The sequence below is a fragment of the Amycolatopsis sp. lyj-109 genome (genome assembly GCF_046548995.1).
Taxonomy (GTDB): domain Bacteria; phylum Actinomycetota; class Actinomycetes; order Mycobacteriales; family Pseudonocardiaceae; genus Amycolatopsis.
Genome location: NZ_JAJPWR010000020.1, coordinates 39,683 through 61,906 on the forward strand (window position 1 = coordinate 39,683; position 22,224 = coordinate 61,906).

Annotated in this window: 20 protein-coding genes; 8 read left to right on the forward strand and 12 right to left on the reverse strand. The window is 71.7% G+C overall.

The window, feature by feature from the left end:
* Positions 1-11 precede the first annotated feature (11 nt).
* The 3 genes from ACLJQF_RS35570 to ACLJQF_RS35580 all read left to right on the forward strand — a co-directional run bounded on the left by ACLJQF_RS35570 (position 12) and on the right by ACLJQF_RS35580 (position 5,588).
* Positions 12-2,303, forward strand: a complete 2,292-nt coding sequence (locus tag ACLJQF_RS35570) for a glycosyl hydrolase family 95 catalytic domain-containing protein (protein ID WP_410614654.1) — start codon at positions 12-14, stop codon at positions 2,301-2,303.
* A gap of 25 nt (positions 2,304-2,328) precedes the next feature.
* Positions 2,329-4,605: a glycosyl hydrolase family 95 catalytic domain-containing protein gene (locus ACLJQF_RS35575; protein ID WP_410614655.1), complete on the forward strand. Its 2,277-nt coding sequence runs from the start codon at positions 2,329-2,331 to the stop codon at positions 4,603-4,605.
* A 68-nt stretch (positions 4,606-4,673) separates the two neighbouring features.
* Complete coding sequence (locus ACLJQF_RS35580) at positions 4,674-5,588, forward strand: peptidylprolyl isomerase (RefSeq protein WP_410614656.1); 915 nt, start codon at positions 4,674-4,676, stop codon at positions 5,586-5,588.
* A 132-nt stretch (positions 5,589-5,720) separates the two neighbouring features.
* On the opposite strand, the gene ACLJQF_RS35585 is transcribed toward ACLJQF_RS35580, so the two are convergent.
* The 5 genes from ACLJQF_RS35585 to ACLJQF_RS35605 all read right to left on the reverse strand — a co-directional run bounded on the left by ACLJQF_RS35585 (position 5,721) and on the right by ACLJQF_RS35605 (position 11,895).
* On the reverse strand, positions 5,721-7,463 hold the full coding sequence (locus tag ACLJQF_RS35585) for an FAD-dependent oxidoreductase (RefSeq protein ID WP_410614657.1): 1,743 nt from the start codon (positions 7,461-7,463) through the stop codon (positions 5,721-5,723).
* Positions 7,460-9,208: a maleylacetate reductase and hydroxyquinol 1,2-dioxygenase domain-containing protein gene (locus tag ACLJQF_RS35590; protein WP_410614658.1), complete on the reverse strand. Its 1,749-nt coding sequence runs from the start codon at positions 9,206-9,208 to the stop codon at positions 7,460-7,462. The genes ACLJQF_RS35585 and ACLJQF_RS35590 overlap by 4 nt, the downstream gene beginning before the upstream one ends.
* A 137-nt stretch (positions 9,209-9,345) precedes the next feature.
* Positions 9,346-10,221, reverse strand: a complete 876-nt coding sequence (locus tag ACLJQF_RS35595) for a helix-turn-helix domain-containing protein (protein ID WP_410614659.1) — start codon at positions 10,219-10,221, stop codon at positions 9,346-9,348.
* A gap of 185 nt (positions 10,222-10,406) precedes the next feature.
* Complete coding sequence (locus tag ACLJQF_RS35600) at positions 10,407-11,273, reverse strand: PDR/VanB family oxidoreductase (protein ID WP_410614660.1); 867 nt, start codon at positions 11,271-11,273, stop codon at positions 10,407-10,409.
* Between the two features lies 1 nt (position 11,274).
* Positions 11,275-11,895, reverse strand: a complete 621-nt coding sequence (locus ACLJQF_RS35605) for an MSMEG_1061 family FMN-dependent PPOX-type flavoprotein (protein WP_410614661.1) — start codon at positions 11,893-11,895, stop codon at positions 11,275-11,277.
* 56 nt (positions 11,896-11,951) lie between these two features.
* Between ACLJQF_RS35605 and ACLJQF_RS35610 the strand changes: the two genes are divergently transcribed.
* Positions 11,952-12,569, forward strand: a complete 618-nt coding sequence (locus ACLJQF_RS35610) for a TetR/AcrR family transcriptional regulator (protein WP_410614662.1) — start codon at positions 11,952-11,954, stop codon at positions 12,567-12,569.
* Here ACLJQF_RS35610 and ACLJQF_RS35615 read toward each other — a convergent pair.
* The 4 genes from ACLJQF_RS35615 to ACLJQF_RS35630 are packed head-to-tail and all read right to left on the reverse strand — an operon-like array spanning position 12,559 to position 15,926.
* Positions 12,559-13,842: a right-handed parallel beta-helix repeat-containing protein gene (locus tag ACLJQF_RS35615; protein ID WP_410614663.1), complete on the reverse strand. Its 1,284-nt coding sequence runs from the start codon at positions 13,840-13,842 to the stop codon at positions 12,559-12,561. The genes ACLJQF_RS35610 and ACLJQF_RS35615 overlap by 11 nt on opposite strands.
* Before the next feature lie 42 nt (positions 13,843-13,884).
* Complete coding sequence (locus tag ACLJQF_RS35620) at positions 13,885-14,415, reverse strand: hypothetical protein (protein ID WP_410614664.1); 531 nt, start codon at positions 14,413-14,415, stop codon at positions 13,885-13,887.
* Positions 14,416-14,444: 29 nt separating this feature from the next.
* Positions 14,445-15,347: a phosphotransferase gene (locus tag ACLJQF_RS35625; protein ID WP_410614665.1), complete on the reverse strand. Its 903-nt coding sequence runs from the start codon at positions 15,345-15,347 to the stop codon at positions 14,445-14,447.
* Positions 15,348-15,926 carry a LuxR C-terminal-related transcriptional regulator gene (locus tag ACLJQF_RS35630; protein WP_410614666.1) on the reverse strand — a complete coding sequence of 193 codons (579 nt, stop codon included), beginning with the start codon at positions 15,924-15,926 and terminating at the stop codon, positions 15,348-15,350.
* Between the two features lie 50 nt (positions 15,927-15,976).
* On the opposite strand from ACLJQF_RS35630, the gene ACLJQF_RS35635 reads away from it, so the two are divergent.
* The gene (locus ACLJQF_RS35635) at positions 15,977-16,966 is read left to right on the forward strand and encodes a histidine kinase (protein ID WP_410614667.1); all 990 of its coding nucleotides are present in this window, start codon (positions 15,977-15,979) and stop codon (positions 16,964-16,966) included.
* On the opposite strand, the gene ACLJQF_RS35640 is transcribed toward ACLJQF_RS35635, so the two are convergent.
* Complete coding sequence (locus ACLJQF_RS35640) at positions 16,908-17,639, reverse strand: polysaccharide deacetylase family protein (protein ID WP_410614668.1); 732 nt, start codon at positions 17,637-17,639, stop codon at positions 16,908-16,910. The genes ACLJQF_RS35635 and ACLJQF_RS35640 overlap by 59 nt on opposite strands.
* A gap of 110 nt (positions 17,640-17,749) precedes the next feature.
* On the opposite strand from ACLJQF_RS35640, the gene ACLJQF_RS35645 reads away from it, so the two are divergent.
* Both ACLJQF_RS35645 and ACLJQF_RS35650 read left to right on the forward strand, forming a co-directional pair.
* The gene (locus ACLJQF_RS35645; RefSeq protein WP_410614779.1) at positions 17,750-17,959 is read left to right on the forward strand and encodes a helix-turn-helix domain-containing protein; all 210 of its coding nucleotides are present in this window, start codon (positions 17,750-17,752) and stop codon (positions 17,957-17,959) included.
* Positions 17,959-18,621: a Clp protease N-terminal domain-containing protein gene (locus ACLJQF_RS35650; protein ID WP_410614669.1), complete on the forward strand. Its 663-nt coding sequence runs from the start codon at positions 17,959-17,961 to the stop codon at positions 18,619-18,621. Before ACLJQF_RS35645 ends, ACLJQF_RS35650 begins: the two co-directional genes overlap by 1 nt.
* A gap of 265 nt (positions 18,622-18,886) precedes the next feature.
* Here ACLJQF_RS35650 and ACLJQF_RS35655 read toward each other — a convergent pair whose 3' ends face one another.
* On the reverse strand, positions 18,887-19,693 hold the full coding sequence (locus tag ACLJQF_RS35655; protein ID WP_410614670.1) for an NAD-dependent epimerase/dehydratase family protein: 807 nt from the start codon (positions 19,691-19,693) through the stop codon (positions 18,887-18,889).
* A 23-nt stretch (positions 19,694-19,716) separates the two neighbouring features.
* Complete coding sequence (locus tag ACLJQF_RS35660) at positions 19,717-20,526, reverse strand: IclR family transcriptional regulator (protein ID WP_410614671.1); 810 nt, start codon at positions 20,524-20,526, stop codon at positions 19,717-19,719.
* 153 nt (positions 20,527-20,679) lie between these two features.
* Between ACLJQF_RS35660 and ACLJQF_RS35665 the strand changes: the two genes are divergently transcribed.
* Entirely contained in the window at positions 20,680-22,188 is a 1,509-nt protein-coding gene (locus tag ACLJQF_RS35665) for a sodium:solute symporter family protein (RefSeq protein ID WP_410614672.1), read from the forward strand.
* The last annotated feature ends 36 nt before the right edge of the window (positions 22,189-22,224 follow it).

The window sequence follows — 22,224 nt, forward strand, 5'->3', positions numbered from 1 at the left end:
GAGGATGCTTCATGGACGCAGTGTCCCGGCGGACGGTGCTCCGCTCTGCCTCGGTCCTGGCCGGGGCCGCCGCCTTCGGGGGGTTGTGGGCCCGAGCGGCCCCGCCGGCGCTCGCCGGAACCAACCCCCACCGGGACGTCGCCGGAGATGCGCGGATGCGCTGGCGGCGGCTGCCGAAGAACTGGCAGGAAGGTCCCTTCCTCGCCAACGGCTACCTCGGCGCCCAGGTCTACGCCGGGAAGACGCCGAACACGCTCAAGTTCATGCTGAGCCACACCCAGGTCCAGGACCAGCGCATCCAGTGGGAAGCCGGCATCGGGCTCTCCCGCCTGCCCATCGGCTACCTCACCCTCACCCTGGCCGGCGCGATCACCGCCGTCGACTGGACGCTCGACCTCTACAACGCCGAGCTCGGCGGCACCATCACCACCACCCAGGGCTCGGTCGCCTTCTCCGCCGTCGTGCACAATGACCTCGGCGTGCTGCTCGTCTCGCTGACGCCCAGCGCCGGCGAAGCCACCACCGCCTGGGCGTTCCAGCCGTTGGAGTCGGCGACCACCCGGACCGTCCGCAAGCCGCCCGAGTACGTCGCCAACCCGGCGCCCGAAACCGGTGACGGCTACTGCGCGCAGCCCATGCTCGCCGGCGGCGGGTACACCACGGCCTGGCAGGAGCGCACGGTCGGCACGAAACGGCTGCTCGCCGCCGCCGTCGCCTACAGCTTCCCGGGCACCACGCACACCGCGGACGCGCGCAACGCCGTCCGGAAAGCGCTTGCCGCCCGCCCGGACGCGCTGCTCGCCCGGCACCGCCACTGGTGGAACGACTACCACCGGCGCAGTTTCGTTTCGGTGCCCGACAAGCAGGTGCAGCGGTTCTACTGGATCCAGCTGTACAAGATCGCTTCCGCCACCCGCGCGGACGGGCCGGTCGTGTCCGAATGGGGCCCGTGGTTCCCCGAGGTCGGCAACAGCTGGACCGCGGTCTGGTGGAACCTCAACGTCCAGGTCACCTACCCGATCGTCAACAGCACCAACCACCCCGAACTCGACGCCGTCACCGAGACCTTCCGGCGCGACCACGCGAACCTCGAGGTGTCCGTCCCGCCCGCGTACCGCGACGGTGACACGTTCGCCCTCTCGCACCCGGGTGACTGGCGGCTGCGCCCCGGCGGCACGCGCTCGGTGGGCGTCCCCGGGACGACGTCCAAGACCGACCAGACCGGGAACCTGTTGTGGGGCCTGCACAACGTCTGGCTGGCCTACCGGCACCACATGGACAAACGCGTGCTCCGCGATGTCCTGTACCCGACGCTGGCGAAGGCGCTGAACTTCTACCGCCACTTCCTGGTCACCGGCCCGGACGGCTCGCTGCACCTGCCGCTGACCCGGTCGCCGGAGTACGCCGACGCGCCTGACTGTACCTACGACCTGTCGCTGATCCGGTGGGCGGCCCGCACGCTCGTCGACACCGCCCGGATCCTCTGCCTCGACGAACCGCGCGTGCCGACCTGGCGGGAGATCGGCGCGAAACTCGTGCCGTACCACGAAGACCCGGCGAACGGCGTGCTGATCGGCGACGGCGTCCCGCTGGCCGCCTCGCACCGGCACTTCTCGCACCTGCTGTGGCTGTATCCGTTGCGGGAGAAGGTCTGGGACGTCCCGGGCGACCGCGACCTCATGACGCGCACCTTCACGCACTGGGCCGCCGACCAGACGGCCTGGCACGGCTACAGCTACGCGGCCGCGTCGTCGATGAACTCGGTGATGGACGCGCCCGAAGAAGCGTTGCGGTACCTGAAGTTCTTCCTCGACCGGAACGTCGTGGCCGACACCGAGCTGACCGCGAACACGATGTACCGCGAGGGCTCCAACTTCGCGATCGAGAGCCCGATCACCGCCGCGCAGTCCGTGGTGGACATGCTGATGCAGGGCTCCGGCGGCGTGCTCAAGGTCTTCCCGTCGGTGTCGGCGACCTGGCGCGACGCCTCGATCGCCGGGCTGCGCGCGGAAGGCGCGTTCCTCGTGGACGCCTCCCGCCGCGGCGGCCGGACCGAGTTCGTCCGCGTGCACAGCGAAGCCGGCGAGCCCCTGGTCCTGCAGCACGGCGTCGCCGGGGACGTCGACGTCCGCGACGAGCACGGCCGCCGGCTGCCGTGGCGGGCGGCCGGGCCCGGCCGGGTCGCGATCGGGCTGCGCCGCGGCGGCACCGCCGTCGTCACCCCGCGGGGCGGGCGGCCGGACTTCGGGCCGCGGGACGTCCCCGCGCTCGGCCCCGCACCGGCGTGGGGCCTGCCGAGCTGAAATCCGCTTTCGACAAGGAGGTCGAATGGACATCACCCGCAGAACCGTGCTCGGTGGCGCGCTCGCCGGGATCGCCGCCGGTGCGGCGGGCATCACGCCCGCCTTCGCCGACGAGCCCGGCAGTGACGACTTCGGCTGGGCCGGCTTTCTGGCCACCGCGGACCTGTACTGGCGGCGGTTGCCGAAGACCTGGTACGAGGGCCCGTTCCTGGGCAACGGGTTCCTCGGCTCCGGCATCTACGCCGAGCCGGGGCGGAACGCGATCCGGTTCAACGTCCAGCACAGCCAGGTCCAGGACCACCGCCCGGAGTTCGGCTCGCTGTTCGGCCTCGCGAGGCTGCCGATCGGGTACTTCACGCTCGAACCGGTCGGCGCGATCACCGCGATCGACTGGCGGATGGACCTGTGGAACGCCGAGCTGACCGGCACGATCACGACCGCGGCGGGGAGCCTGAGCCTGCGCGCGATCGTCCACACGGGACAGCCGCTGCTCGCCGTGGAAATCCGCGCTTCCGAAGGGGAGCGGGCGTTCAAGTGGGTGTTCCACCCGGCAGCGGCGGTCAGCCCGCGCGCCGACCCGGTGTGGAACAAGCCGCCGCCGGCGGGGTACACGGCGAACCCGCCGGTGCAGCTGTCGGCGAGCGGTGACACGCACCTGGCCGTCCAGCCGCTGCTGGCCGGTGGCGAGCACGTGACGGCCTGGCGTGAGGTCACCCGCGGCGGCGCACGCACGCTGTACACGTCGGTGGCCTGGTCGCACCCGGAGAAGACGTCGGTGGCGCGGGCGCTGGGCACGGTCCGCCGGGTACGGGAGTTCGCCGCGCTCACCCAGGACCACCGGCGCTGGTGGCACGACTACTACCGAGCGAGCTTCCTGTCCATTCCGGACACCCGGCTGCAGAGCTTCTACTGGATCCAGCTGTACAAGGTCGCCTCGGCGGCGCGGCGCGAGGCGCCGGTGATGGCGACGTCCGGGCCGTGGCTGGAGAACACGCCGTGGCCGGCGACCTGGTGGAACCTCAACGTCCAGCTCGAATACTGGCTGATCCAGGGCTCGAACCACCTGGAGCTGGATGCGGTCAGCTTCGCGCTGGACAAGTACCGGGCCAACCTGACGAGCCAGGTCGCGCAGCCGTACCAGGCCGATTCGGCGGGCATCCCGCGAACGACGGACATGACGCTGCTCAACGGCGTCTCGAACGCCACCAGCGGGTTCCCGGTCGGGATCCCGGGGCGGGACACGCCGACGCCGGAGGTCGGCAACCTGACCTGGGCGCTGCACAACGTCTGGCTGTCCTACCGGCACACGATGGACCGATCCCTCCTCCGGAGCACGCTGGTCCCGTTGCTGCGCAAGGCGATCAACTACTACCTGCACTTCCTCGCGCCGGGGCCGGACGGGAAGCTGCACCTCCCGCCGACGTTCTCCCCCGAGTACGGCGTCAACGCCCCGGACTGCAACTACGACCTCTCGCTGATCCGCTGGGGCTGCAAGACGCTGCTGCAGACGGCGCCGTCCGATCCGCTGGCGCCGCGGTGGCGGACCGTCCTGGCGACGCTGGTGGACTACCCGGCCGACGGCAACGGCTACATGATCGGCGCCGGGGTGCCGTTCGCGAAGTCGCACCGGCACTACTCGCACCTGCTGCAGGTCTACCCGCTCTACGACGTCACCTGGGAGCAGCCGGAGCACCGGGCGATCATCGAGACGTCGCTGAACCACTGGGTCGGCTTCGAAGGCGCGCTGCAGGGCTACACGTTCACCGGGGCGGCGTCGATCTCGGCGCAGATGCTGCGCGGCGAGCAGGCCGCGTTCTACCTCGGCGAACTGCAGCGGCGGTACATCCAGCCGAACACGATGTACAAGGAATCCGGGCCGGTCATCGAGACACCGCTGTCGGCGGCGAAGTCCCTGCAGGACATGCTGGTGCAGAGCTGGGGCGGCGTGCTGCGGCTGTTCCCGGCGGTGCCCGCGGCCTGGGGCGACGTCGCGCTGCGGGACTTCCGCACCGAAGGCGCGTTCCTGCTCAGCGCGTCCCGCACCGGTGGGAAGACGCGCTGGCTGAAGGTGCACAGTGAGGCCGGGGCGCCGTGCGTGCTGCGGCCGGGCATCGACGGCGAGCTCGCGGTGACGGACGCGCGGGGCCGGGCGCGGCGCTGGCGGCGGCTGGCCGGCGGGGACGTCCAGGTCGAACTGGGGTGCGGCGAGGACGCGTTCGTCTACCGGAAGGGCGACCGGCCCGACTTCGGCGTCCGGCCGGTCGCGCCGGGCGGGGCGAGCGTGCCGTGGGGGCTGCCGTGATCCGCGTTTTCGCCACGGAGAGGCGGCCCTGACGGCACTATGGTGCTCTCCGACGAAGGGGAGCGTGGATGAGCGAGCCGGACGGCAGACCGGGGCCCGGCCAACCGCCGTACCAGTACCCGCGGTGGCAGCCGCCGGCGCCGCCGAAGCAGACGTCCCCGGCCGCCATGGTGCTGATCACCGGGTCGGCCGGGGTCGTCATCCTGATGGTGCTGGCGTTCCTGGCCTGGGGGTATCCCGGGTTCCTGCGCGAGCCGGACGGCAAGGGGGACGTCGCGCCGGGGCACTGGCCCGCCGCGTCGATGACGGTCGTGCCCTCGACGTCCGCGGCGCCGAGCACCCTGGTGACGCTGCCGGGCGGCCGGGCCCCGATGCCGAAGCGGGCGAAGCCGCTGGCCGACCCGGTGACGTGCGCGTTCACCCCCGACCCGGGCTCACCGGCGCCGAAGAAGGTCGCGCTGCCGCCCGACGGCCCGGCGTCGTCGACCGGGACCGTCGACGTCCGGCTCGCGACGACCGCCGGCGCCATCGGGCTGACCCTGGACCGCGCGCTGGCGCCGTGCACCGTGGTGAACTTCCTGAGCCTGGCTCGGCAAGGCTTCTACGACGGCACGTCGTGCCACCGGCTGTCGGTGACCACCGGGCTGCAGATGCTCCAGTGCGGCGACCCGGTCGGCGACGGCACCGGCGGCCCGGGCTACACGATCCGCGACGAGCTGTTCCCCGGGCTGACGTACGGCCGCGGCGTCCTCGCGATGGCGAAGACGACCGCACCGGACTCCGGCGGCTCCCAGTTCTTCCTGGTCTACGGCGAGAACAACATCCCGCCCGAGTACACGGTCTTCGGCAGCATCGACGACCCGGGCCTGCAAACCCTCGACACGATCGCCCGCCGCGGAATCGACCCGGCAAAACCGGGAATCGGCGACGGCAGCGGCCCCCCGAAGGTCCCCGTCACCCTCACCGGGGTCGACACCCCGTGACGGAACCGCCGACACGCGTGATTGGAGGGTCGACACGCGTGATGGAGAGGTCGACACGAGCTGCCGCGGCCGGTTCGCCGTGTCGTCGCTTCAATCACGCGAGTTGACCCTCTGATCACGCGAGTTGACCCTTCACTCACGGTCGAGGAGGTGGCGGAGGGCGGTGAGGAGGGTTGCCGCGGGGGTGGGGGACGGGGTGGGGTGGCGGAACGCGATGTAGGCGTCGGGGCGGATCAGGAGGCAGCCGTCCTCGGCGATGCCGCTGAGGCGGGACCAGTCGCCGTAGGCGTCGCGGACGCCCGGGTCGCCGATGCGGACCGTCCGCAGGTCGAGGCCCAGCTCGGCGCCGACCTTGGCCGCCGCGTCGCGCCAGGGCGTGCCGGACAGGCCGGTCAGGACCGTCCAGCGGCCGCCGCCCACGAGGTCCAAAGTGGACACGCGACGGCCGTGCGGCCCGACCAGCCACGCGTGCGGCAGCTTCGCCCCCGGTTCGGTGCTCGGCCGGTGGAACAGCTCGGGATCGCGGTCGGGAGCCGATGGGACGCCGTCGGGCAGCACCGCGCCGGAGGAGTACCGCTGGTCCAGCTCGACGCCGTGCGCGTTGAACTCGTAGTGCTTGAGCTCGATCGCTTCCTCCAGTTCACGCCGTTTCCGCGCGCCCTCGGCCGTGGGCGCGAGGCAGGTCTCGAGCCCAGCCGTGATGCCGTCGGCGTCGGTGTCGCCGGAGATGCCGAGCGCGGCGAAGATCGGCCCGAACTGGTCGCGGCTGAGGTTCGCCCGGTCGACGATCTGCTTGCCGACCGGCGCGCGTTCGGCGGTGTAGCTGTCCAGCAGCGCCTCGCCCGCCTCGCCGCGCAGTACCATCGCGAGCTTCCACGCCAGGTTGTAGGAGTCCTGGACGGACGTGTTCGACCCCAGCCCGTTCGACGGCGGGTGCCGGTGCACGGCGTCCCCGGCGCAGAACACCCGGCCGCTGCGGTACTCGGTCGCGTAGTTGTGGTTGACCGTCCACAGTGACGTCGAGGTGATCTCGACGTCCAGCGAAGGGTCGCCGACCAGGTCCCGCACCAGCCGCGTCGCTTCCTCGGCGTCGACCTCCGGAGGCGGCTGGGCGATGTCGTAACCCCAGGTCAGCAGCCACTCGTTCCACGGCCGCACCATCCGCACCAGGCCCATCCCGATCCCGCCGAGGTGCGCGCCCGGCCGCATCACCCAGTACAGCACGCTCGGCCGGTGGGCCACGTACCGCGCGAGGTCGGCGGTGAACGTGATGTTCATGCTGCCCGCCTTGCCGGTCTGCCCGGCGATCGGCAGCCCGGCCTGCTCGGCGACGCGGCTGCGGGCGCCGTCCGCGCCGATGAGGTACCTGGCGCGCAGGGTGAACTCGTCGCCGCGCACCCGGTCGCGGAACCGCACGTCGACCCCGGAATCGTCCTGGGTGAAGGAAAGAAACTCCGTGTCCAGCCGCAGTTTCGCGCCGCGCGCGGCGGCTTCGCTCGCCAGGATCGGCTCCAGGTAGGTCTGCGGCAGGTCGATCATGTGACACGGGCTCGCGGCGGTGTACTCGGACGCCGAGCGGTCGCCGGTGCCCCAGCTGGCGATCCGGCCGATCTCCGGCCCGGTCAGCGACGTGCAGAGCACGGTGTCGCCCATCAGCTCCGGTGGCGTCCCCACGGCGAGGGCCTTGTCCTCGACGCCGAGATCGCGCAGCACCTCCATGGTCCGCTGGTTGGTGATGTGGGCGCGGGGCGTGTTGGCCGTCCAGCCGTACTTGGTGGCCAGCACGGTCGGCACGCCGTAGGTGGCGAGCAGCAGCGCCGCGGAACCACCGGCCGGGCCGCTGCCGACCACGATGACGTCGGTGTCGTAACTCATGCGTCGCTCCCTGAGATGCGGAAGGTGAAGTCGAGTCCTTCGGTGAAGTCGACGATCAGGCCGTCCTTGACGCCGAACACGGTGTCCGAGTCGAGGTACTCCCCGCCGGCGACGAACAGCTGCGTGATCAGCGTGCGGTAGCCGGGTTTGGCGATCATGAAGTGCACGTGCGGCGCCCGGTAGGGATGCCGCCCGACGGCGTCGAGCATCAGCCCGACCGGCCCGTCGGCCGGGATCGGGTACGCGCTCGGCACGATCGTCCGGAAGCGCAGCCGGCCATCGGCGTCGGTGCGGAAGCGGGCCCGCAGCACCGGCCCGTCGACGTCGGGCAGCTGGACGTCGTAGAAACCGTCCTCATTGGACTGCCAGACGTCGACGATCGCGTCCGCGACCGGCACGTCCGAGGTGTCGACCACGCGGATGTCCGCCGACAGCGGAGTCCCGGGCAGGCCGTCCGCGAGGTCGGCGCCCTGCGGCGTCTCCGGCGGGCCGTCGACGTAGAACGGGCCGAGGACGGCCGACGGCGTCGTGTCCGGCGTCCGCGAGTTGGTCAGGACGTCGACGACGCTCGACACGCCGAGGGTGTCCGACAGCAGGATGAACTCCTGGCGCGTGTCGGTGGTGAGGTGCCCGGCGCGGGTCAGGAAGCCGATCGCGTACTCCCACTCGTCCTGGGTGAGGTCGGTGCGGATCGCGTAGCCGTGCAGCGTCTCGACGAGGTCGGTCAGCAGCAGCCGGACCCGGTCCGGCGCCCCGGCGAAGCTGTCGACGACCTGCCGCGTGAGCGCCTTGAGGCTCGGCGGCAAGGCGGGGCGGGTGCCGTGCAAGGCAGTGCGCAACAAGTCGGCTTCCGGCTCGCCCTCGACATCGGCTTCGGTGAGGCCCAGCTCGGCCAGCGAATGCGGGATCGGCAGGGACGCGGCCAGCTCGAACACCGCACCAGCGTCGTCGAGGCCCTGGCGCGCCATGACGTACGGGAGGAGGACGGCGTGGGTTTCGGCGTGCGGCAGCCCGAACTTGCCGCCGAGGTGGTGGCACAGCCGGTGGTGCAGGCCCATCTTCACCGCGTCGAGACACGTCCCCGCGAGCCAGGCGCCGCGCAGCGCGTCGGTGCGGGCGTCCACATCGGACGGATCGGCCGCGATCCGCGGCAGGGCACCGGTGAGCAGCCTGGTCGCCTCCGCGGCGAGCAGGTCGGTCATCGGGTTGGCGTCCGGGGCGTAGCGCGCCTCGACGGCGTGGGCGAGCGCGTTGAGCCCGCTGGCCGCCGAAACGGGCACCGGCAGCTCGAGGGTGAGCCCGACGTCGTAGAGGACGGTTTCCGGCCGGACCTGCGGAGTTCTCTGCGTGGTCTTGCGGCCGTCGGCCGTCTCGCCGAGGACGGACGTCAGCTCGGACCCCGCGTAGGTCGTCGGGACGATCAGCTGCGGCAGGCCGGTCCGCAGCGCGATCGCCTTGGCCAGCCCGGTCGACGAGCCGCCACCGATCGCGACGACACCGTCGACGTCGTTGTCCGCGACGACCTTGAGCGCGCGTTCGGTGACGTCGACCGGCGTGTGCATGGTGGCGTCTTCGAACCGCGCGGCCAGCCGGGGGCCGAGCGCCGCCGCGGCCCGGTCGCCGTGGCGCGGGCGGCCGATCAGCAGGACGCGGCCGAGCCCCAGCCGGTCGGCCTCCGCACCCAGGGTGTCGAGCGAGCCGAAGACCACCCGGACGGGGTTCGCGGCGTAGCTGAACGAGGTCATGCGAGGCAGTATCCGGTCGCCGTGTGGCCCGGTCCTGCACGTTCGTGCTGCACAACGGCACGAAACGCGCGTGTGACATTCGGGGCTTCGCCCCGGCCGGGGGCTCCGCCACCCGGACCCCCGCAAGACAGTGTGTGTCAGCCCGAGCGGCGCAGCGCGGCCGGCGTGGTACCTAGCTGGGCGCGCAGCACCCGCGTCAGGTGCTCCTGGTGGGAGAACCCGCACCGGACGGCGATCTCGGCGATCGGGTCGTCGCCCGTACGCAGCAGCAGCCCGGCCTGTTCGACGCGCAGCCGCAGCAGGTAGCGGTGTGGCGGCAGGCCGGTGCGGGCCTTGAACCGGCGGGAGAACTGGCTGACGCTCAGCCGGGCGAGCGCGGCCAGGTCGGCCAGCGGCACCGGCTCGGCCAGCCGTTCGGCCATCAGGTCGCGGACCCGCGCGAACTGGCGGTCGGACAGGCCGCGGGCCGGCTCGGGCCCGGGAACCCGGCCGGCGCGGTGGTGGCGCACGAGCTGGGCGGCGACGAGCGCGCCGAGCTGGTCGGCGTAGGTGCGGGCGCCCGGCTCCCAGGTGCGGACGACGCCGTCGAGGCCGAGCACGAGCTGTTCGAGCAGGGGATCGCGGCTGCCGAGCTCCTCGGCGAGCCGCACGGGCGCGTGCTCCCCGGCGGCATCCTGCACGGCGTCGTCGGAGAGGTAGACGTGCACGGTGTCGAGCGGGCCGCCGAGCTCGACGGACAGCTCGGCGTGCGACGGCTGCAGGAAGAGCCCGCCGGCGGGCATCCGCCGACTCTGTTCGCGCGCGGTCCCGACCCCGCGCCGGACGGTGACGGGGCCGTCGAGGTGCAGGATCAGCTGGTGGCTGTGGGCGGGCCCGAACTCGGCGCGGTAGGGGCGTTCCCGTTGCCGGGAGACGTAGACGCGGTCCCAGCCGAGGCCGGCGCTGGTCCGGTCGGGACGGACCCAGGGCAGCGCGAGGATGCCGTTGGTGTCGGCCAGTCCGAGTTCGCCCACGCTGCCTCCTCGACGTCGAGGCTGATCGCGATGGTACCCGCCCTACGCTGTTCGGCCGGCCGCCGTCGTGCCGCCGCTGCGATGGCCCGAGCGCAGTGAATGACTCATTCCTGGCGTCGGATGCCAGGAATGAGTCATTCACTGCATCCGGACAGCCGCTGCCGCTGATCAGCCGGCGAATCCGGTCAGAGGTCCAGTACGAGCCGCGCTGACCGCGCGCGTGACACGCACGGGTACATCCGGCCCGGAGCGGCGCCGATGTCGTCGCGGTGCTCGGGTTCGCCCTCGACGACCAGGACCTCGCAGCTGCCGCACACGCCTTCCCGGCACGCGGACGGCACCGGACGCCCGGCGTGGTTCAGCGCGTCCAGCAGGGACTCGTCCGCCGGGACCTGGATCGTGCCCCCGGAGCGGGCGCACACCACCTCGAACGGGGTGTCCGGCCCGAACGTCCGCCGGGTGGGCTCGAAACGCTCGGTGTGCACCCGCGGGAACACCGCCTCGGCCGCGTCCACCATCGACGCCGGGCCGCAGCAGTACACCTCCGCGGCCGGGAACTCCGCCGCCAGGGCCGCGAGATCCGGGCGCCCGAGCCGCACGCGTTCGCCGTACTCCGAAGCGAGTTCCGCGGCGAACGCCCGGCCCGCGTACGCCAGCGTCACCGCCGCGCCGGAAGCGACCGCGGCACGCAGCATCGGCACGATGGGCGTGATCCCGATCCCGCCCGCCACGAACAGGTACTCCGGCGCCGGAAGCAGGGGAAAGTGGTTGCGGGGCAGCGAAACCGTCAGCGTCCGGCCCGGCTGCAGGAACAGGTGGACGTACTCCGAGCCGCCGCGGCTCAGCGGGTCGTGGCGGACCGCGATGCGGTAGGCCGACAGGTCAGCGGGGTCGCCGCACAGCGAGTACTGCCGCGTCAGCCAGTTCGGCAGCTCCAGGTCGATGTGCGCGCCCGGCTCCCACGGGGCCAGCGGACCTTCGTCGCCGCGCAGGACCAGCGAGACGACGTCGTCGGTGACGTGGTCGACGCGCTCCAGGATGGTCTTCTGCATCTCAGTACAGCCTCCGGTAGCCGTCTTCGAGGAGCTGGTCGAGCAGGCCTGGGTCGATGTTCATCTTCTCGGCGGCGATCTCGCCGGCCGACGGCAGTTCGGCGGCCAGCGCCTGGCTCGCCGGGTCCCACAGGCGCGAGCGGATCAGCGCGCGGCCGCAGTGGAAGTACACCTCGGCGACGTCGACGACGATCGCCAGCATCGGGGCCTTCGCCTCGGTGCGCATCCGGGCCAGCACGTCCGGGTCGTCGGTGACGTACGCGCTTCCGTTGACCCGCAACGTCTCCCGCATGCCGGGGACGAAGAACAACAGGCCGACACCGTCGTTCTCGCCGATGTTGCGGAAGGAGTCGGCGATCTTGTTGCCGGGCCGGTCGGGCAGCGCGAGCGTGCGCTCGTCGAGGACCTTGACGAAGCCGGGGTAGTCGCCGCGGGGTGAGCAGTCGGCGCGGCCCGCGGCGTCCGCGGTGGCCAGCGTCAGGAACGGCGAGTGCGCGATGAAGCGGCGGGCGGGCCCGTCGATGCGGTCGCCGATCTTGGCCTTGATCATCTCTTCCGGCTCGCCCAGCCGGGCCCGCACCTCGGCCACGGAGACGTGGCGCAGCGTGTTTGTGCTGGTCATGACACAATTATGAGCAAATATTCAGATCTTGACTACTCGCTTTCCCGGAGGGATCCGTGCCGTCGGACCAGCGCCGCATCCAGCCACGTAAACAGCCGCGTCAGGTACGCGCCGAGCTGACCCGGCAGCGGATCCTGACCGCGGCTGCTCACGTTTTCGCCGACCACGGTTACGCCGCCGGCACCACCAACCGCATCGCCGAGCGCGCCGGCATCTCGATCGGCTCGCTGTACCAGTACTTCCCGAACAAGGACGCGATCCTCGCCGAGCTGCTGACCCGGCACCTCGACGACGGCGTGGCGGCCGCGGCGAAGGTCCTGACCGGCCCGCTGCCCGGTCCGATCGAGGACATCTTCCGCGTCTTCGTCCGGCTCACGGTGGAATCCCACCGCGACGACCCCCACCTGCTGCGCATGCTGCTCGAGCAGGCCCCGCGGTCGGACGAGCTGCTCGAGCGGGTCGGCCGGATGAAGCGGACCATGGTCGGCTACACCCGCGACCTCCTGGCGGGCCACCCCGAAGTCCACGTCGCCGACCTCGGCACGGCGGCCCGCCTGGTCATCGCCACGGTTGAGCTGGTCGTCCACGACCTGCTGGCCGAGCCCGACCCGATCGACGCCCGGCGGCTCGAGGACGAGCTGGTCGCGATGCTGACCCGGTACGTCAGGGGGTGAACTGGTAGGCGCCGGCGTCGATCCGGGTGCCGACCGGGTTGCCGTCGACGTCGACGCTCGCGTACTTCGTGACGCCGAGTCCGATCGCGGGGCTGCCGGTCTTGAGGATCAGGTTCGTCGCGGAGGTGAACTTCGGGTCCGCGACCTTGTCCGTCGCGCCCGGGGTGAACTGCCGCTGGCCGCCGAAGAAGACGTTGTGGTCGGTCGCGGTCCAGCCGGTGTCGGCGTACCCGATCTTCATGGCGGCCTGGATGACGTTCTGGGTCAGCTTCAGCGTCTGGTTGGTGCAGCCGCCGTAGCAGACGAACCCTTCGGATTCCGCGTTGCTCAACCGGACGGAGTTGTTGCGGAAGACCGTGCCGGTCACCGGGCCGTTGCCGTCCTGGGCACCGCGCGTCACGATGCCGCCGCGCGTCTTGGCGCCGAAGACCGCGTTGTACTCGTAGACGTTGTTGCGGGACACGCCGTCCGGGTCCTTCGCGTCGGTGCCGAGCTCGGTGAAGGACTCGTTGTCCTCGGAAATGTTGTGGTGGATGATGTTGTCCGAGCCCCAGAAGACCTCGACCGCGGCGCCGTCGAGGCCGCCGAAGTCGTCGCTCACCGCGATGGACCCGCTGATCCGGTTCCAGCCGATGTCGGAGCCGTTGCCCTGCACCAGGATGGCGAACGCGCCGGAGTCGTCGTTGCCACCCGGCGTCACGACGGTCATGTGGTTGTTGTCGACGAGGTCGTTCTGGGTGACCTCGGTGCCGTCGGCGCTCGGCGCGATGTAGACGCCCGCGCCGGCGCCGGTGATGTAGTTCGAGAGGACTTTGTCGTGGTCGCCGCCGACCTCGACGCCGGCCCACGAGCAGCGCCCGGCATCGGCCGCGACGCCGACCTGCAGGTCCTGCACGGTGATGTAGTCGCCGGGCAGGTTGACGCACGCTTCGCCGTTGCCCTGGACGATCGGGCGCGCGCCGTCACCGTAGGCGCCGATCGTGACGGGCGCGCCGTCCGACCCCTTGCCGAAGACGCTGAGCCCGCCGGACCAGGTCCGGCCGCGGCGCAGCAGCACGGTTTCGCCGGGTTTCAGTTCGGTGGCGGCGACTTTGGCGAGTGACTTCCAGGGCGCGGCCTGGGTTCCGGCGGCGTTGTCGTTGCCGAGGGCCTGGTCGACGTAGTAGGTGTTCGGCACGGCGGCGGCCGCGTCGGTGGCGGTGACCGTGGTGGCGGTGGCGGCCGTGAGGGCGGCGAACACGCCGAGCGAGAGCAGTTTCCACTGGTTCGACATGGCCCGCGACGCTAACCCGGGGACGTACACGGGCCGTACAAGTCAGCCGAGCCGTTTCATGATCGCTTCCGCTTCGGCCGGGCTGAGGGCGAGCACGTCCTCGTGGCGGAGGCCGCGCCAGATGTCGTCCAGCCTGCGGGTCGGCTCCCACCGGCCGTGCCCGGCGTACCGTTTTCCGAACCACTTGTCGCCCGCGTCGGTCGCGACGAGGAGGCGTGTGCCGGCTATGTCGAAGGTCTCCTCGCACGTGTCGTAGATTCCGAAGTACCAGACGTCGCCGCCCCATTCGTGAAGCTGCTTCGATTGACGAACTCGCCGGGCCAGGTGGTAGGCGAGGACGAGTCCCGCGCCCGGGGAGACGTCCCTGACCGTCCGGTGCTCCCTGCCGACCGCTTCGAGCTCACGCCCCAGGGGAACGGGTTCCCACCGGAGGTTCGGCGTGAAGGCCTCGGCGACGCCCGGCATGCGCCGCACCACGGCGACAGGGTGGGACTGTCCGTCCTCGGCCACGAACCAGTGCGACTCCCCTTCGGCTTGGGCCGGGAGGTCGTCGCGGATGACGGTGAACCTCATGACTGCTCCCCCTTCACCAAGTTGGCCGATCATGCGCCCGCCCGGCGGAGACGTCCGGCGGCCTGGCTGCGGACCGCGTCACCGCAGACCGGGCGGTCGCCGTGCAACGCTTCCCAGCGAGCGTTGTGCAGGGCGGGCCACAGGCCGGCCGCCCACGCGATCTCCTGCTCTTCGGGGGAGAACCGGCGCTTCCGGAACTCCTGGTAGGCGGCCAGGAACGCCGCCGAGCTCTCGATCGGCGCCAACGTCGGCGGCGTCGCGTTGGCGAACGCCCCGGATGCCGCGCCCGCCAACGCGGCTTCCGGTTGCCACGCCAGGCTGTCCCAGTCGTCCACCGCCCAGATCTCCCCGTCGCGCCAGCGGAGGTTCTGGGCTTCGAAGTCGGCGTGGCCCAGCACGCACGGCAGGTCCGCGGCCAGCAAACGTTTGCGCGCCCGGACGGCCGTCTCGGTCACCACCGCGGGCACCACGCTCTGGTCGCGCGAGTCCAGGAAACCGAGCGACGGCCACAGTCCCGGGTCCGCGTGGTCCCACCGCGCCCACCGCGGGTTCGGCAGCGGCGGCGGGACCGCCACGCTCGTCAGCTCGGCCATCACCTGGGCGAACACCGCCGCATAGCGCACGGCGACGTCCGGAGTGTCGCCCGGAAACAGGACGCCGCCGGGCCGGAACTCCTCGGCGTGCACCGCCAGCTTGCCGACGGTGGTCGCCGGCGTCAGCGGCCGGGGGCACGGGAACCCGCGCTCCGCCAATGCGGTCTGCGCCGCGACGCACGCCGCGGCCCGGCCGTCGTCCTCGCGGGCCTTGACCACGACCTCCCGCCCGTCGGCCAGCCGCAGCCCGGCGACCTCCGACAGGGACCGCCGCTCGAACAGCACCGCGGCCGGCGCGGCACCCAGGTGGGCCGTGCACCAGGACGGCAGCCAGTCCACTCAGCGGTCCCTGGTCAGCAGCGCCGCCTGGGTGCGGCTCGTCACGCCCAGCTTGGCCAGCACGTTGCCGACGTGCACCTTCACCGTCCGCTCCGCCAGCCGCAGCCGGGTCGCTATGTCGCGATTGGACAGTCCCTCGCCGAGCAGCTCCAGGACGTCCCGCTCCCGCGGCGTCAGCGCACCGCCGCCGCTCAGGGCCGCGGCCGCCGCCGGGCTCAGGGCCGTCACGCCCTGGTGGGCCGCCCTGATGGCCGCCGCGAGTTCGTCGCCCGAAGCGTCCTTGAGCACGAACCCCGCCGCGCCCGCGCCGAGCGCTTCGCGGATCTCCCGGGGCCGGCCGACCGTCGTCAGCATCAGCACCCGTGGCCCCGACGGCCCGAGCCGGCGCAGGACTGCGAGGCCGTCCATCCCGGGCAGGTACAGGTCGAGCAGCACGACATCGGCTTCGACGGACGACTCGAGCAACTCCCGTCCGCTCGCGTACTGCGCCACCACCGCGAGGTCCGGCTGCGCGCCCAGGATCAGCGCGAGGCCCTCGCGCACCAGCGCGTGGTCGTCGACGACCTGAACCCGGATCACGCTCGCACTCTAGTGTCCCGACAGTAGAGTCCCGACAGTACTGTCGGCGCATGCGCCAGTCTCTCGGCACGACGGCGGCGGTGGCCGCGGTGTTCTTCGCCAGCGGCGCGTGGACGCCGCAGCAGGGGTGGCTCGCGGCCGGGCTCAGCGCGGCCCAGCTGATCCCGCTGCTGTGGGCCCGCCGCGCCCCGGCCCTCGTGCTCGCCGTGGTGACCCTTGCGACCGCCGGGCACCTGCTGCTCGACCAGCCGCGCAACACGATGTACGTGCCGGTGCTGCTCGCCCTCTACAGCACGCCCCAGCGGTGGCTCGCGGCCGCCGCGGCGCTGGTGGTCGGGGCCGCCGTCTTCCCGGCGAAGGGTCCGCTCGACGGCACGGTCCTCGCCGTGACGATCGCCGCGGTCGCCTGGCTGCTGGGTGCCGAACGCCGTCGCGCGCTCGCCGAGCGGGCCGAGCGCGCGGCCCGGCGGCTGCACGACACGCTCGCCCAGACCACGGCCGTGATGCTCGTGCAGGCCGAGACGCTGCGCGCGGTCGGCGACCTGACCGACGCCGACCGCGCACGCCTCGACACCCTGCTGGCCGCCGGCCGGGGCGCGCTCACGCTCGTCCGTCGCACGCTGGACGATCTGCGCGACGACGCCGAACGCGCCCCCGACCTCGCCGAGGTGCTGGCCCGGCTCCGCACCGCGGGGCTGGTGCTCGACCGCGACCCGGTGCTGCCCGCGCTGCCGCGGCCGGTGCGGGACCTGGCCGAGCGGTTCATCGCCGAGACGGCGGTGAACGCCTTGCGCCACAACGGTCCCGGCGTCCGGCTCCGGCTCGGCGTCGAAAGCGGGGAGCGGGTGACGATCACCGCGCGGAACACGCTGAAGGGAACGCCGGACACCGGCGGCGGCTACGGGCTGGCCGGGCTCGCGGAACAGGCCGCGGCGGCCGGGGGAGCGCTGACCCACGGCCCGCGCGACGGCGAATGGGTGGTCAGTGTCGTGCTGCCAGCAGCTGCGACACGGTCACGAACCGATAGCCGCGCTGCTTGAGCCCGTCGAGGATCGGCCCGAGCGCGCCGCGGGTCTGCTCGCGCGCCGGGTACATCGCGTGCAGCAGCACGATCGAGCCCGGCCGGACCTGGTCGACGGTCGTCTTCTCGATGGTGGCGGCGTCGGGGGTGCCGGCGGAGTCCGGTTCGACGTCCCAGGTGACCGTCGTGCGGTTGTGCGACGCGAGGTAGCGGGGCAGGGCGAAGAGCTTCTTGCCGTTCGGCGGCCGGAAGAGGATGTCGCCGGTGTAGCCGGTGGTGCGGATGAGGGCGTCGGTGGCTTCGACCTCGTCGGCGACCCACGACGGCGTCACGCCGATCATCCGGTCGTGGCTGAAGCTGTGGTTGCCGATCTCGTGCCCGGCGGCGGCGATGTCGCGGGCGAGGTCCGGGTGCGCGGCGATGTCCCGGCCGATGAGGAAGAAGGTCGCCGGCACCTGACGGCTCTTCAGTGCGTCGAGGATCGGTTTCGTGCCCGCGGGATCGGGTCCGTCGTCGAAGGTGAGGGCGACGAGCTTTTCGCCGGTGTCGACCCGGTTCACGAGGGTGCCGAAGAACTGGAACGTCCGGGAGCCGGCGACCTGCAGCAGTGCGTAGGCGCCGCCGATGACGACGACCAGCGCGCTCGCCACGACGATCGACCACTTCCGGGCGCGGCGGGATTTCAAGATCATGACCGCCACCCTGGCGGGGGTGCCGGGGCCGGGGAAGCCGCAAAGGTACTAGTACCCGTCAGCATATGTTGACGCCCTCCCTTGTGTCAGCATATGCTGACACGGTGAGTTTGACGACCGATCTCGACCACGCCGTGCGCAGTACCGACCCGGACGTCGCGCTGCGGGCCGTCGCGCGGCTGCGGCGGCTGACCGAGCAGCTCGAGGCCGACCAGGTGGCCGCCGCGCGGCGGGCCGGCTGGTCGTGGCAGGACATCGCCGGGCGGCTCGGCGTCACCAAGCAGACCGTGCACCGCAAGCACCGCGGCCGGGAGGGCTGATGTTCCAGGGCGACCATCCCGCGGTGGGGCGGGTGATGCGGCGGGCGTCCGGCCTGGCGCGGGAACTCGGGCACCCCCGGGTCGGGAGCGAACACCTGCTGCTCGCGCTCACCGAAGGGCCGCTGTCCGGCCTCGGCGGCGTCGAGCAGGTCGTGCGCCGGGCCGCCCCGGACGGCGCGGGCGCGGCTGCCGACCGGGAGGCGCTGGCCGCACTCGGCGTCGACCTCGGGCCGCTACCGGGTGTCCTCGCGGACCGGCCGCCGGCCACGGAGCAGCTGTTCCCGCTGGGAGCGGGGAAGACCCGGCGGCGGTGCGCCCGGGCAGTCCCACCGATCGGCCTGGACCTCCAAGCCGCCTACGGCGCGTCCCTGCGGCTGGCGCTCGCCCGCCGGGAACGCGAGCACCGCGTCGAACACCTCGCCTTGGCGCTCGTCGCGCTCGATCCCGGCGCCGAGTGGGTGATGCGCGCCGCCGGGGCCGACCGCCGGGACCTGCTCGCGCGTCTCGCTTCGGCCTTTCCGCCGCCTCGGCGCAACCGGCTGCTGCGGGCCGAACGCCGGGTGGGGTGCCGGTCGAGGTGCCGGGACATCGTGCGCCGCTACCAGCACACGACGGGCCGGACGGTGGTTGCGCCGGCAGCGTTGACAGCCCTGGTGCGCTGACCTCGGCCCCGCTTGTTGTCCGGTCGCCAGCGCCACATTGGGTGCATCTGACGGTGCTGTTGGCGAAGTCGTCGGATGCGGTAGTCGGGTGGTCTGCCGCGGCTGTCGTGAGTGGTATTTAGGGTTCTAACCCGAAATACCACTCACGACAAGCCGCGGCAGGACGGTAAGCCGGACCCTGGCCCGACTTCGCCAACAACTGGCCCGACTTCGCCAACAGCATGGGCCCCCCAAAAAAACGCCACTGGGGCGTTTGGGGTGGGCGTCAGAGCGGGTTGAAGACGCCCAGGGGCGCGGTGCAGAAGGGGCCGCCGAGGTACTCGGCCGCCGGTCCCGTCGGGGCCGGCTTGGACGCCAGCTGGTCCGCGTACACCTCGGCGTCGTCCAGCGACTTGTAGCCCAGCGCCTCGGCCTCCGCCAGCGAGTAGATCCGGCGCGTGTTGTCCGAGACGCCCCAGATCAGCCGGTACCCCGGCGAAGGCGCCGAAAGGCACGCCTCGAACAGTCGCGCGCCGTCGTCCGGCGACAGCCAGGTCGTCAGCCCGCGCGGGCCCAGCGGCAGCGGCGTCTCGAAGCACGAGCCGATCCGGATCACGATCACGTCCATGCCGAACCGGGAGTGGTACAGGCTCCCGAGTGCCTCGATCGCCGCCTTCGAGACGCCGTAGTACGTGTCCGGCCGCGGGGACGAGTCGGCAGGCAGGTCCGAATCCACCCGGCGGAAGCCCACCGCGTGGTTGCTCGACGCCAGGATCACCCGCTGGATCCCCGCGGCCCGCGCCGCCTCCAGAACCTTCTGCGTCCCGTTGATGTTGACGTCGAGCGTCGCCTCCCACGAGTTCTCGCGGCTGTGCCCGCCCAGGTGGATCAGCGCGTCGACGCCTTCGCACGCCGCCGCCATCGCCGACGCGTCGGTGACCGAAGCGGTCACGATCTCCTCGCTGTCGGAAGAAGCCGTCTGCGGGGCCAGGTCGAGCAGGCGCAGCACCCGGCCCGGGCGCCGCAGGCGGGGGCGCATCAGGGTGCCGACGACGCCCGCCGACCCGGTGATGAGCACGCGCTGGTCCGTCATGGGATTCCTTTCAACCAGAAGAGTCAACGGATGCCGGCCCGGCGCAGCTGCTGCCCGAGCTCGGCGGTGGTCTCGGCGAGCAGCTCGCCGACGCGGCGGGCGTCGTCGTCGGTCACCTGGGCGATGGGCATCGAGCAGCTGATCGCGTCGGTGCCCGGGATGCGGTAGGGGATCACCGCGGCGACGCACCGGACGCCCAGCGTGCCTTCCTCGACCTCGGCGGCGTACCCGCGTTCGCGGATCGCGGCGAACTCGGCGTGCAGGCCTTCGAGCGTGATGATGGTGTTCGGCGTCAGCGCGGGCAGCGTCGCCGGCATCAGCGCCTCGATCTCGTCGTGGGTCAGCTCGGCCAGCAGCGCCTTGCCCAGCGCGGTCGCGTGCGCGGGCAGCGTGCGCCCGACGCGGGAGACCAGGTGCGTCGAGCGCTGCGACTCGCGCGTCTCCAGGTAGACGACCTCGGTGCCGTTGCGGCGCGCGAAGTGCGCGGTGAAGCCGGTCTTCTCGCGGATGCGCTCCAGCGCTTCGGTGGCGAACGGGACGACGGCGTCGCGGTCCAGGTACGCCGTGCCGCAGATCAACGCGCGGACGCCGAGGCGGTAGCGGGCCGTGTTCGTGTCCGCCTCCAGCCAGCCGGCTTCCAGCAACGTCCGCAGCAGGCCGTGCAGCGACGAACGCGGGAAGCCGGTGCGCGCGTGCAGGTCCGACAGCGACAGCCAGACGTCGTTCGCCGCGAAGGTCTCGATGAGGTCGACGGCCCGGCGCGCGGACTTGACGCCCGAGGTCTCGGCGGGCGCGCCGTCGGCCGCCGCCGAGTTGTCCACCTTCTGCGGCATTTGTGCGCCTCCGTCCGGCCGTTGACTTGTGACCCCGGCCATATTAGCGTCCCGAACAACGTTCTTATGGATGAACATAATCACTATAACAGACTCCGTTCATAGATGTGAACAGCGACACCACATCGACGTGGACGCGGAAAGGGGCCTGCGGTGCACGCACTCGACTGGGCGATGGTCTGCGCGTATTTCGCGCTGATGATCGTGATCGGCTGGTGGTCACACAAGAGAGTCAGTGACGTCAAGGACTTCTTCACGGCCGGCGGCAAGATGCCGTGGTGGCTGGCGGGCATCTCGCACCACATGTCCGGCTACAGCGCCGTGCTCTTCGTCGCGTACGCGGGCGTGGCGTACACCACCGGCGTCACCGTGTACTTCTGGGGCTTCGCCAGCATCGGCATCGGCGTGGGCATCGGCAGCTGGCTGTTCGCCGCCCGCTGGAACCGGTTGCGCTCGAAGCTCGGCGTCGCCTCGCCGCTGGAGTACCTGGCCAAGCGGTACAACGTGCCGACGCAGCAGGCGCTGGCCTGGAGCGGCAGCCTGCTGAAGATCTTCGACATCGCGGCCAAGTGGTTCGCCGTCGCGACACTGCTGCACGTCTTCGCCGGCCTGGACTACAACCTCGGCATCCTCATCACCGGCGCGGTCACCCTGGTCTACTGCACCATCGGCGGCCTGTGGGCCGACGCGCTCACCGACTTCGGCCAGTTCGTCATCCAGGCCATCGCCGCGATCGTGATGATCGTCGTGGTGCTCGGCAAGCTGGGCGGGATCTCGGCGCTCTGGACGATGTGGGACAAGCTGCCCGAAAGCCACATCGACCCGGTGACGTCCAAGTACACCACCATCTTCCTGCTCGTCTACGTGCTGGTGAAGACGCTGGAGTACAACGGAGGCATGTGGAACCTGGCGCAGCGGTACATGGCCGCGCCGACCACCCAGGAAGCCAAGCGCGGCGCGCGGCTGTCGTCGGCGCTGTACCTGCTGTGGCCGCTGGTGCTGATGTTCCCGATGTTCGCGGCCCCGCTGCTCATCCCGGGCGTCAAGGACCCGACGCAGTCGTACGCGATCATGACCACGACGTTCCTGCCGCCGGGCCTGGTCGGCCTGGTGCTGGCCGGGATCTTCTCGCACACCATGGCGATGGTCTCCTCCGACGCCAACGCGATCTCCGCGGTGATCACCCGCGACATGATCCCGGCGATGTTCCGCCGCACCCGGCAGTGGACCGACGTCCAGGGCCTGAAGGCGGCCCGGATCACCACGGTCGTGTTCGTCGCGCTGACCATGCTCGTGGCCACCCAGGCGCAGAACCTCGGCGGCGTGCTGCAGATCGTCGTCAACTGGGTCGCCGCGCTGATGGGCCCGATCTCCATCCCGCTGCTGCTGGGCATGCTGCCGTGGTTCCGCAAGTGCGGCCCGCGCGCCGCGCTGATCTCCTGGGCGGGCGGCCTGATCGACTACGCGCTGGTGTACTACGTCTTCAAGGCGAACCAGACCGTGCTCGTCGCGACGCCGATCCTGGTTTCGCTCGTGCTCTACATCGGCCTCGGGCGGCTCGCCCCCGAGCACAGCGCTGACGCAGACGAGATCATCGACACCGTGAACGCCGCCGACGACGACGTCGACCGGAAGAAGGAAGGCACGACCGTGCCCGCCTGACGAAGGCCACACCCGGCCGCACCCGAAAAAGGACGA